Genomic DNA, 10,047 nt, shown 5'->3' on the forward strand with positions numbered 1-10,047 from the left:
GGACTCGCCGCGAATGCTTGGTGAACAGGCTGCGGATACGGGTGGGGCGGATCGAGGTAGTCATAGTCGACGACTCCTTCAGAGTCTTTTGTGATGCGTCTCAGAATGTGAAAATAAAAAAACGCAAGGTAAAACAGGCCATCCGGCCTCTCGTAGGTCCCAGAGTACCCAACCCGCAGGCGAAACCCTAAATATCTTTAGCAGGTTAATTAATGTTCGGGGTGTCGTCTGCCCCCGGGGTAAAAGCCGTGCTGACCACCCGCAACCCCGGCCGGGTATGTGCCAGACCGGCCGCGGCTGCCGTCGGCGGTGGCATCCATGGGAGATAAAGCCGGCACGACCGGTTTTCGGTTCCGGCCGCACCCGACAGCGACTAGCCTTGAAAACATGAGTTCCTATTCGGATGATCTTGCCCTGGCCCTGCAGTTGGCCGATGCCGCCGATGCGGTGACACTGCAGCGTTTCGAAGCCGCCGACCTGACAGTCGAATCGAAACCCGACATGACCCCGGTCACCGACGCGGACACAACAGCGGAGGAAACCATCCGCGCCCTGCTGGCCGAACACCGGCCCGATGATGCGGTGCTCGGGGAAGAGTTCGGCGGGGACAAAGTCCTCACCGGCAGGCAGTGGGTCATCGATCCGATTGACGGGACGAAGAACTATGTGCGCGGGGTGCCGGTGTGGGCGAGCCTGATAGCACTGCTGGTCGACGGGGTTCCGGTGGTCGGTTGTGTCAGTGCCCCGGCACTTGCCCGCCGCTGGTATGCCGCCGAAGGATCCGGGGCGTGGCGCAGCTTCAACCGGCAGACCCCGAAAAAACTGGGGGTGTCGAAGGTGGCGGATCTGGCGGATGCCTCGATCTCGTTTTCGTCCCTGGAGGGCTGGCAGGCCCGCGGCACGAGGGAAAAATTCGTCCGCCTCACCGATGACACCTGGCGGCTGCGCGGCTTCGGGGATTTCTTCTCCTACTGTCTGCTGGCCGAGGGGGCGGTCGATATCGCCTGTGAGCCGGAGGTTTCCCTGTGGGATTTGGCGGCACTGGATGTGCTGGTGCGTGAAGCCGGCGGCACGTTCACCAACCTGGCGGGAACCCCCGGACCCGACGGCGGCAGCGCGGTGGCCACCAATGGGCTGCTGCACCACACAGTGCTTGCCCGTCTCGGCTAACCCGTAGCCTCCCCCACCGGCGGGTGGCCTGTTACCGGGCCATCTGTTACCCCGACAGCCGTGCGTGCCCACCGGTCGGCTGCCGCGGCACATAAAAACAGGCCCCGGCCACCAATCGAAGAAAGTGGCCGGGACCCCGGGTCACCGGTGACGGGTGGTCGTGCACCCGCCGCGGACATCTTTAGTTGTTGCCGGCTGCCAGCGGATCGGAACCATCCGGGGCAGGCAGGTGGAAGCCCGCCCCGTAGCCGCCGCGGGAGTCCAGATCCTTGATGATCGCGTCAATGGAGTGGGTGGTCACCGGGCTGAAGAACACGCCCTGCAGCGGGGTGCGGCAGGACATCTGGCCCTTCGGGATCAGCCCCCCGGAGACAATGCCGGTCAGCCGGGTGCCGTCCAGCATGGGGGCACCGGAATCCCCCTGCATGGAGCACACCTGCGACAGGGAGGTTTCGTCATCGGCCATAAACTGCAGCCCGCAGGTGCGGCCGGTGGCCACCCCGTGTTTGCACAGAAGCTTGTTCACCGACCGGTCCCAGCCCAGCGAATCGACGGTTACCCCGTTGTAGCTGCGGGTCAGCTGTGTTTTGTCACTTTCGAAACGGATCAGCGCATAGTCCTGCCGCCCGGAGTGGCGTACCACGTAGCCGATGGTGCCGATCGGCCAGGAATCAGCCGACAGCACCTCGTCGCCGGGGGCGCCGCAGTGCCCGGCGGTGATGCCGACCATGGTGCCTTCAGCGTCATAACCGGCCACGCCGAGGGTGCACAGGTTGTTCTCCCCCAAGTACAGCGGTGTTCCCGGCCCCACCAGAGCCATCTCCCGGGCTTCGGCAACGTAGGCTTCCCGCGGCACATCGGGGGCATGGAACCAGCTTCCCGCCACCCGGTGCAGCACCGGGCCGGGGTGAAGGGCCATGATCATCGACAGCGGATCGGATTTCCAGTGGTGGTTCGGGCCTTCCAGACGGGGCCTGATCGGCATCTGGAGAATATCCTCCGCCCCGTCAATGTTCGGGTTGCCCTCCACCGGAGCGGCCGACGCAGTCCGGCTGGGGGCCACCGGTTGGGGGGCCGGGGCCACAGCGGGACCAGCAGGATCAATCCCTTTGACAGGGGTGGGCGTCTGCTGTGTGTTGCCGGGTGTGGTTTTGGCGATACCGGCACCGATTCCACCGGTGGGAACAGCCTGCGTGACCTGCCGGGGAGCCGGGGCAGGGGCGGGAAGAGCCAGCCCGAAAGCCGCGGCGGCATCAGCCACGGCCTGTGCCCCGGCGGCCACTGCCGCATCCACGGCGGCCGGGTCGATCCCGGGCACGGTCACCGGGGCCGGCTGTGGCAGGGGTGCATCAACTGGATCTGCGGCGGCCTGCGGGGCGGCTGCGACGGCAACAGCCAGAATCGGCAGAACAACGAAACGACGGAAAAGGAAACGACGGGACATGAACCGGGAAACTCGCTCAAAGGGGTTGCTGGTGGCGTGGGGAAAAAGTAAGCCACACCAGCCACAGGCGCATACGCAGGAAAAACAGTGCGATCGAACAGATGGTGGTGGGGCGCGTGTGACAGGTGGTTACACCGGACATTGTTACATCCCGGACCGGTTTTTCCCGCCCCCACACGCCAATTGAGACACGGCCGTGACATAACCGCGTCCAGCGGGGCGAACAAACCGCATGTCGCCACCAATCCACCCCCGGTGAAGCCACCCCCGAACAAGGGGCCGCATAACTGATGTGGCAGCAGGCGGACGGCCCCGGCACGGCAGCCGGGGAACCCGCCGGAGGACAGCGGACAATCTGCCCGGCCACCACATAATCCCCCTGTCCACTCCCCCGGGGCGCTACCGGGGAGTGGACAGGGGGATCACCGTCACCGGCATACCGCAGCAGACGTCGTGCCTGCTGGGTGCCGGTTATTTGTTTCCTGCTAGTCGATATCGATGAGGGCTTGCCCGGCCTGCACCGATTCACCGGTGCCGACATTGATCGAGCCGACCGTGCCGTCGGTGGGGGCGGTGATTTCGGTTTCCATCTTCATCGCCTCGAGCACGAGCAGCACCTGCCCGGCGGTGATGGCTTCACCTTCCGTGACCAGAATCTTCGACACGGATCCGGCCAGGGGGGCGACCACCGCATTGGCGGACACCCCCTGGACGGAAGCGGTGGTGGGCGCAGCCGGGGTGTTGGTGTTGCCGCCGGTGAAAATCGAGCCCAGCTGGCGCTGTTCTTCCTCGACCTCGACTTCCACGGAGTAGGCCACACCGTTGACAGTCACTTTGAGTTTCATGGGTTGAATCGTTTCCTTGGGACAGTGTTTGTTCGGGTGTCGTCTACAGTTTTCGCGACTGCACGGCCTGCCGGCCCTGTGCCGCCCAGGTGCGGTGGCGGGTGAAATGCACGGCCTTGATCTTGCCGCGGTTACCCAGGTAAGCCGAGACCGCGGCCGAGATAGCCAGCAGCACATCCTCCGGGATCTCAACATCGGCGCGCTTTTTCAGCTCCGCTATTTCTGCTTCCAGGCACGCGATTTTCCGGTCGAGTTTTGTCAGCCTCTTGCGGTCGGCTTTGATCATCTCGACCAGGGCGGTCAGATCGACCTCCCCCGGTGTCCGGGACTGTCCTGCGGAGTGTGTCGGTGTGTTGTTTGCTGCCATGACGATTTACACCGGACCCAGTCCGTGCTTTTTGTGCGGCCGGTGGGCCCGCTTGTTGGCCAGCACTTCCAGGGCGAAGGCCACTTCTTTGCGGGTATCGGCTGGGTCGATGATGTCGTCGACCAGCCCCCGGGAGGCGGCCATGTACGGGGTGGAAAACGTTTCCCGGTACTGCTCGATCAGTTCGGCTTTGCGCTCATCGGGGTTATCGGCACCGGCGATCTCCCGGCGGAAGACCACATTGACCGCGCCTTCAGCACCCATGACCGCGATTTCGGCGGTCGGCCAGGCAAACACCCGGTCCGCACCCAGATCCTTCGAGCACATCGCCAGGTACGCCCCGCCGTAGGCTTTGCGCAGCACCACGGTGATTTTCGGCACCGAGGCAGCCGAGTAGGCGTAGAGCATTTTCGCGCCGTGGCGGATAATACCGCCGTGTTCCTGGGCGACCCCGGGCATAAAGCCCGGCACATCGACCAGGGTGAGAAGCGGAATGTTGAAGGCGTTGCAAAAGCGGATGAACCGGCTGCCCTTGTCGGAGGAGTTGATGTCGAGCACACCGCTCATCACATTCGGCTGGTTGGCGATCACACCGATGGTTTTGCCGGTGATGCGGGCGAAACCGACCACCAGGTTCGGGGCGAAGCCAGCCTGCACCTCGAGGAAATCCCCGTGGTCGACCAGGTGGGCGATCACTTCGCGCACGTCGTAGCCTTTTTTGCCGTCCGGCGGGACGATCTCGCGCAGCTGGTCATCGGGTTCCACCAGCTCGTCGGGATTGACGATGGGCGGTTCCTCGGTGTTGTTCTGCGGCAGGAAACTCAGCAGCTTCTGGGCGATGACAATCGCCTGCTCGTCGTCTTCGGCCACAAAGTGGATGTTGCCGGCTTTTTGCATGTGGGCATCGGTTCCACCGAGCTGTTCGGCGGTGACGTCTTCCCCGGTGACTGATTTGATCACGCCGGGTCCGGTGATGAACATCTTGGCGTTTTTGGTCTGGATGATGAAGTCCGTCAACGCCGGGGAGTATGCGGCGCCGCCGGCACAGGGTCCGGCGACAATGGATATCTGCGGGACGAGACCGGACAGGAACACATTCTGGTAGAACACCTGGCCGTAGCCGGACAGGGAATCAATGCCCTCCTGCACGCGCGCGCCGCCGGAGTCGTTGATGAAAATGAACGGTGTCCCCGTCGAGCCGGAGGCCTTCATCATGGCGGCGACTTTCTGGGACTGGCGTTCACCGGCGGATCCACCCATGACGGTGAAATCCTGGCTGGCGACATGCACCGGGCGGCCGAACACGGCACCGGTTCCGGTAACCACACCATCGGCCGGCATGTCGGCTTTGTCCATGCCGAAGTGGGTGGTGCGGTTTTTGGCGAAGGCACCGATTTCCTGGAAGGTTCCTTCGTCGATGAGTTTGGCAACCCGTTCACGGGCAGTCAGTTTGCCGCGTTCGTGCTGCTTGTCGAGTTTGTCCTGGCCGCCGCCGAGTTCGACCTTGCGGCGTTTCTCGGCGAGCTGGTCAAGCCGGTCCGCCATCGAGGGCGGGGGCGGTGGGGTGGTGCTCATAGCTAGATCAACCTCTTAGTTTTTTAATCAGCGGAAAAGAAAAAGTGGTGTTGCTTTCCCGGCACCGGCTAGGCCGGTTCGACACGGACCTGGTGGGACCGGCCGCCCAGCGACACTTTGTAGGTGATGGGTTCCCGAACCGCCTGGGCCCCGGAATCGGCGGCCTGTTTCTCGGCGGCGAGCTGCTCGGCGTTTTTGCCGACAGATATTGGCCCCTTGGCCCGGGTGGTGAAGAAACCGGGGGCCACACCGGGAAACAGGGCGTTGGTGAGCACATCCTCGTCGGTGCCGTCGAAACCGTCGAGGGCCTCGGCCTCGTCGCGCAGCTTGTCCCATTCCGGTTCCAGCAGGTCGGCGGGTCGACAGGTGATGGGCTGTTTTTTGGTCTGTGTTTTCGCCTGCTCGATCAGGTCGGGGTTGCGCTCCCCGATGCATTCGCCGTAGTAGCCGAGCATCAGGTCGGCGAATTCCGCGGTGAGCACCTTGTAGCGGCCCATCAGCACATTGAACACCGCCTGGGTGCCGACAATCTGCGACGACGGGGTGACCAGCGGCGGGTAGCCGGCGTCCTTGCGCACCACCGGCACTTCCCTCATCACTTCGTCAATCCGGTCACCGGCTCCCTGCGCTTTGAGCTGTGATTCCATATTCGACAGCATGCCGCCGGGAATCTGGGAGAGGAAGATGTTGGTGTCGACCAGGGTCTCGGACTCGAATTCGGCGTATTTGGGGCGGACTTTTTTGAAGTGGTCGCGGATGGTGATCAGCCGGTCCATGTCCAGCTCGGTGGTGTAGCCGGTGCCTTCCAGCATCTCGACCAGCGATTCGGTCGGGTTGTGGCCCGGCCCCAACGACATCGAGGAAATCGCGGTGTCAACCACATCGGCCCCGGCTTCAATGGCTTTCATCAGGGTGACCAGGGTGACGCCGGTGGTCGAATGGCAGTGGACGTTGATCTGGGTGTCATCACCGTAGGTGTCTTTGATACCGCGGATGATCTCGTAGGCCGGCTGCGGTTTGAGCAGCGCCGCCATGTCTTTCAGGGCAATCGAATCGGCACCCATATCCAACAGCCGTCCGGCCTGGGCGATGTAGCCGTCGACATCGTGCAGCGGAGAAGTGGTGTAGCAGATGGTTCCCTGGGCGTGTCCGCCGCAGTTTTTCACCGCGGCCATGGCGTGCTCCAGATTGCGGGGGTCATTCAAAGCGTCGAAGACACGGAAAACGTCCATCCCGTTTTCCTTCGACTTTTCGACGAACTTGTCGACCACCATGTCCTCGTAGTGGCGGTAGCCGAGCAGGTTCTGCCCCCGCAGCAGCATCTGCAGCCGCGAGTTGGGCATCAACTCGCGGAAGGTGCGCAGGCGCTCCCAGGGATCCTCGTTGAGGAAGCGGATGCAGGCGTCGAATGTGGCTCCGCCCCAGCATTCGACCGACCAGTATCCGGCCTTGTCAATGTCTTCGCAGATACCGACCATGTCTTCCATCGCCATACGGGTGGCCATGAGGGACTGGTGGGCGTCGCGAAGGGCAACTTCGGTAACTCCGATTGTTCGCGGGCTCATGCCCTCAACCGTATAGCCTGGCGGGGGTATCCGCACACCGCAGCAGATCAGCTGAAAAGTCCGTTTCTGCCCGATTATCCCCGCCCGGGAGGACTCCCCCCGCCACACTCACCCATACCCGCAGGTGACACCCCTGACACACACATGTTGCAGCACCGAAGTCGGGTTTACGGGGCAGCTGAAACCCGGGCAAAAAGTGAACAATATCGCATCATGAATTTGACCACTTATGTCTGTTTGTGCCCGTTTCCTGTCACCCGACGCTTCACCGGCGGCTACCCCGGGCGGGTTTTCCCGCCGGGGGGAAACATGAAAAAACCCGGCCCCGTTGCCTGCCGCGGCAAGCGGAATCGATGGCGTGCGGCGGCAGACGCAACGGGCCGGGCCACCGGGTGGTGGTTCCCGGTCTAGCGGATCGGGATACGCGGAACCTGGTGGCGCAGCATATCCAGCTGGCTGGAGGCACCCGAGGACAGGGAGGCGGTCAGCGAGTTGGGGCACTTGTCCGGGTTGGCGCCGCAGTAGGGGGCGTTGAGAACCGAGACAATGCCTTCCAGAAACACCACGGCAGCCAGAGCGCCGACAATGGCCAGTCCGCCGTAGCCGGACAGGTTGACGTCCTTGGAGGAGGCGTCGGTGTTGACGGTCGAGCCGTTTTTGTCGATGGTGGCGTTTCCTTCGGCGGCAGCCGTTCCGGTCATGCTGGTCAGCGCCACAGCGCCGGCCACGGCCACAGCGGCCATACGGGTACGAATCTTCATGGGGTTTCTCCTGGAATCAAAAAGGGGGCACCGAGGATCAACCGGCGCCAGAGGCACACGGGAGCGCCCTGACCGGTCACGGTGTGGTTTCCAACCTAGGAACTTGCCCGCCAGCCGTCAACAGTCGCTCCAGATCCATGTCTTTGACCTGCGGGAATGGCAGTTCGCCACCAACGGAGCCCACACCCGTGATGCTCCCTGTCCGCGTCCCCCGCACAGCCACCGCAGAAGAGGGGCAACCCCATTCGGGGGGGGCATCACAGCCGTTTATTCCATCACATATTCTTCGACCGTGAAGGTTGTTGTGCCTTTTCGACTGTCCTCATCAGCGCGCACCACACAGTGGGCGAGCGAAACAACCCGGCCACCGGGCGGACCGGTGCCTTAAATCAAGGGAGGAACAATGAACAAAAAACCGTGGTCTTTCTACGGCGCAACACAACCGGCCTGGGTGCTGGCTGTGGCGTGGCTGGCTGTTTTCGCCCTGCCGGTGATCACGTTTTTCGCGGTGCGCATCGACAACGGCTACGAGATGATTTTCATCTGCGCCCCGCTCACCGGCCTGGTGGCACTGGCCGCCGCCGTGAAGCTGCGCAGCTGGCTGCTTGTCGTGCAGGGCATAGCCGCCGCCTTGTTCTACTGGTATCTGGCCTTTTTGTATTTCGGCCTCATCCCCTGAAAAAAGCACACCTCAGCCCGCACCGGCCGACCGTGCCCCACTGTGCCGGGGACACGGGCACACACACCGCCGGGATATGCCCATCCACCGGCAGTATCTTTTCTTCCCCGGCCCGCCCCGGCGGTGTGAGACGACACACGGCCCGTGTCCCTGACAAGTGTCAGCCCACAGGACACGGGCCGGATTTTTTCCGCCGGACAACAGTGTGCGGCTGCCGCGGGCGTGGCGGTGATTCTATTCCGCCGCCCGGTGCCTGCCCTGGTTGAGGGCCTGTTCAGCCCTGGTTTTAAACAGCCGGGAGGCGATTAATGCACCGGTGAGCCGGTAGCGGGCCGGAATGGTATTTCCCCACATGCCGGCATGCACGGCAAACGTTATGTAGAGACTGCGGGCCGGATCCGGGTTGGCCAGCTGGTAGGCCAACAGACCGGCGGCAAACCCGGAGGCATCCCGCGGGCTGGCCGGATAAACCCCGACCAGCGGTGCTTTGGTCATCACTTCCTCGAATTGGGAGGAGATGGTCACCGATTCGGTCGGGGAGGGCGGCAAAATCATGGCGATGACCTGTCTGCCGTCGGCTTGCATCGCCAGTGCCCGGGAGCGTTCGATCAGTTTCGCCGACAGATAGTTCGGCCCCTGCAGGGTGATGATCGATTTGGTGACCGTCCCATCGGGCAACCGCCACGCCTCCGAGGGGCTGCCGGTGCAGCACAGCACCATGTCGTCGCGGGCCTCGGCAACAGCTTTGACCACGCAGTCGGCGGCAAGAGCGGTGTGCACGAACGCCGAACCCGGAATGTACAGGGTCGACAACACGGCAATGGGTCCTGGAATCGAGGCAATGAAGTCCGCGGTTTTCTGCGCCTGGGTGACCGGGTCACTGGCATCCGGCGGTGACAGAATCAGCCTGCCGCAGGCCCCGGCACAGTCGCGGACCAGTTTCACCCGGCCGGGGGAATCACTGCGTACCACAGCCACTACGGTGGCCCCGGCGTTAACCAGCCACCGCACCGGCGACAGCTGCGCACCGCCGCCGATAACCACCAGGGTGGTGCCGCGCAGGGACAGGCTGTCCGGATTGGCCGCCACCCAGTCCAGGGCCGCGGTGGCCGACGGCGTCATCGGCATCGGCGTGTCATAGGTGGTGATTTTCGCCGCCACCGCGGCCGCACTTGATTTCCGGTCGGCCTGCCCGGTGTCGGCGCACAGACCGTCGAGTTCGTCCTCACTCAAACGGGCGTCAGGATCAGTCACCGCCAGCTCGCCGACCGGGGTATCGGTGCCCGGCCAGGTGGCGGTGGTCGACAGATAGTCAAGGTAGCGTTCGGCGAAGGCGGGGGCCGCATCCACCGGATCCAGTTCAGCGATGGCGTTGAACACTTTCGGGTAGTCGCGGCGCCATTTGGCCACCGGCAGCCCGATGTTTTGTCCGGTATCAAAAGCACTGTCGGACAACAGCCGCATCACCCAGGCCGACGTCGATTGCCCGCTCCATTCCGGCAGCGCCAGGAAAAGAGCATCGTGGTGCTGGGCGTGACTGCCGTGCGAGGCATCCGCTGTGTTGTTATCGCCGTATCCCATACCGACAACTTTAAACAATCAAAACGTCTTCCGGTGCCTGTTGTCCCCCATTGTCCCCCG

9 protein-coding genes are annotated in these 10,047 nt (G+C 63.4%); 2 read left to right on the forward strand and 7 right to left on the reverse strand.

Annotation, left to right across the window (positions count from 1 at the left end; genetic code table 11):
- The first annotated feature begins 387 nt into the window (after window positions 1-387).
- Window positions 388-1,170 carry a histidinol-phosphatase gene (gene hisN, locus JZY06_RS03295; protein ID WP_207118399.1) on the forward strand — a complete coding sequence of 261 codons (783 nt, stop codon included), beginning with the start codon at window positions 388-390 and terminating at the stop codon, window positions 1,168-1,170.
- Window positions 1,171-1,351: 181 nt separating this feature from the next.
- Here hisN and JZY06_RS12170 read toward each other — a convergent pair whose 3' ends face one another.
- From JZY06_RS12170 to JZY06_RS03325, 6 genes are all read right to left on the reverse strand, one after another.
- Window positions 1,352-2,614 carry a S1 family peptidase gene (locus tag JZY06_RS12170; protein ID WP_242516610.1) on the reverse strand — a complete coding sequence of 421 codons (1,263 nt, stop codon included), beginning with the start codon at window positions 2,612-2,614 and terminating at the stop codon, window positions 1,352-1,354.
- Between the two features lie 485 nt (window positions 2,615-3,099).
- Window positions 3,100-3,459 (reverse strand): biotin/lipoyl-containing protein, encoded by a 360-nt coding sequence (locus tag JZY06_RS03305; RefSeq protein WP_207118400.1) that lies wholly within the window; start codon window positions 3,457-3,459, stop codon window positions 3,100-3,102.
- 43 nt (window positions 3,460-3,502) lie between these two features.
- Complete coding sequence (locus JZY06_RS03310) at window positions 3,503-3,745, reverse strand: hypothetical protein (RefSeq protein WP_207118412.1); 243 nt, start codon at window positions 3,743-3,745, stop codon at window positions 3,503-3,505.
- Window positions 3,746-3,832: 87 nt separating this feature from the next.
- A complete protein-coding gene (locus JZY06_RS03315) occupies window positions 3,833-5,401 on the reverse strand; it encodes an acyl-CoA carboxylase subunit beta (RefSeq protein ID WP_207118401.1) in 1,569 nt (522 codons plus the stop codon).
- Window positions 5,402-5,469: 68 nt separating this feature from the next.
- The gene (locus JZY06_RS03320) at window positions 5,470-6,966 is read right to left on the reverse strand and encodes a methylmalonyl-CoA carboxytransferase subunit 5S (protein WP_207118402.1); all 1,497 of its coding nucleotides are present in this window, start codon (window positions 6,964-6,966) and stop codon (window positions 5,470-5,472) included.
- Window positions 6,967-7,373: 407 nt separating this feature from the next.
- A complete protein-coding gene (locus tag JZY06_RS03325) occupies window positions 7,374-7,727 on the reverse strand; it encodes a hypothetical protein (RefSeq protein ID WP_207118403.1) in 354 nt (117 codons plus the stop codon).
- Window positions 7,728-8,130: 403 nt separating this feature from the next.
- On the opposite strand from JZY06_RS03325, the gene JZY06_RS03330 reads away from it, so the two are divergent.
- Window positions 8,131-8,406 (forward strand): hypothetical protein, encoded by a 276-nt coding sequence (locus JZY06_RS03330; RefSeq protein WP_207118404.1) that lies wholly within the window; start codon window positions 8,131-8,133, stop codon window positions 8,404-8,406.
- 234 nt (window positions 8,407-8,640) lie between these two features.
- Here the strand turns inward: JZY06_RS03330 and JZY06_RS03335 are convergent, their stop codons facing one another.
- Window positions 8,641-9,987, reverse strand: a complete 1,347-nt coding sequence (locus JZY06_RS03335) for a hypothetical protein (protein WP_207118405.1) — start codon at window positions 9,985-9,987, stop codon at window positions 8,641-8,643.
- Window positions 9,988-10,047: the final 60 nt, after the last annotated feature.

This window comes from Corynebacterium mendelii (assembly GCF_017307055.1).
GTDB classification, from domain to species: Bacteria; Actinomycetota; Actinomycetes; order Mycobacteriales; family Mycobacteriaceae; genus Corynebacterium; species Corynebacterium mendelii.

Excerpts from the sequence above, each read along its gene's own strand:
- hisN (WP_207118399.1), top strand. The coding sequence starts at position 388 with ATGAGTTCCTATTCGGATGATCTTGCCCTGGCCCTGCAGTTGGCCGAT.
- JZY06_RS12170 (WP_242516610.1), bottom strand. The coding sequence starts at position 2,614 with ATGTCCCGTCGTTTCCTTTTCCGTCGTTTCGTTGTTCTGCCGATTCTG.
- JZY06_RS03305 (WP_207118400.1), bottom strand. The coding sequence starts at position 3,459 with ATGAAACTCAAAGTGACTGTCAACGGTGTGGCCTACTCCGTGGAAGTC.
- JZY06_RS03310 (WP_207118412.1), bottom strand. The coding sequence starts at position 3,745 with ATGATCAAAGCCGACCGCAAGAGGCTGACAAAACTCGACCGGAAAATC.
- JZY06_RS03315 (WP_207118401.1), bottom strand. The coding sequence starts at position 5,401 with ATGAGCACCACCCCACCGCCCCCGCCCTCGATGGCGGACCGGCTTGAC.
- JZY06_RS03320 (WP_207118402.1), bottom strand. The coding sequence starts at position 6,966 with ATGAGCCCGCGAACAATCGGAGTTACCGAAGTTGCCCTTCGCGACGCC.
- JZY06_RS03325 (WP_207118403.1), bottom strand. The coding sequence starts at position 7,727 with ATGAAGATTCGTACCCGTATGGCCGCTGTGGCCGTGGCCGGCGCTGTG.
- JZY06_RS03330 (WP_207118404.1), top strand. The coding sequence starts at position 8,131 with ATGAACAAAAAACCGTGGTCTTTCTACGGCGCAACACAACCGGCCTGG.
- JZY06_RS03335 (WP_207118405.1), bottom strand. The coding sequence starts at position 9,987 with ATGGGATACGGCGATAACAACACAGCGGATGCCTCGCACGGCAGTCAC.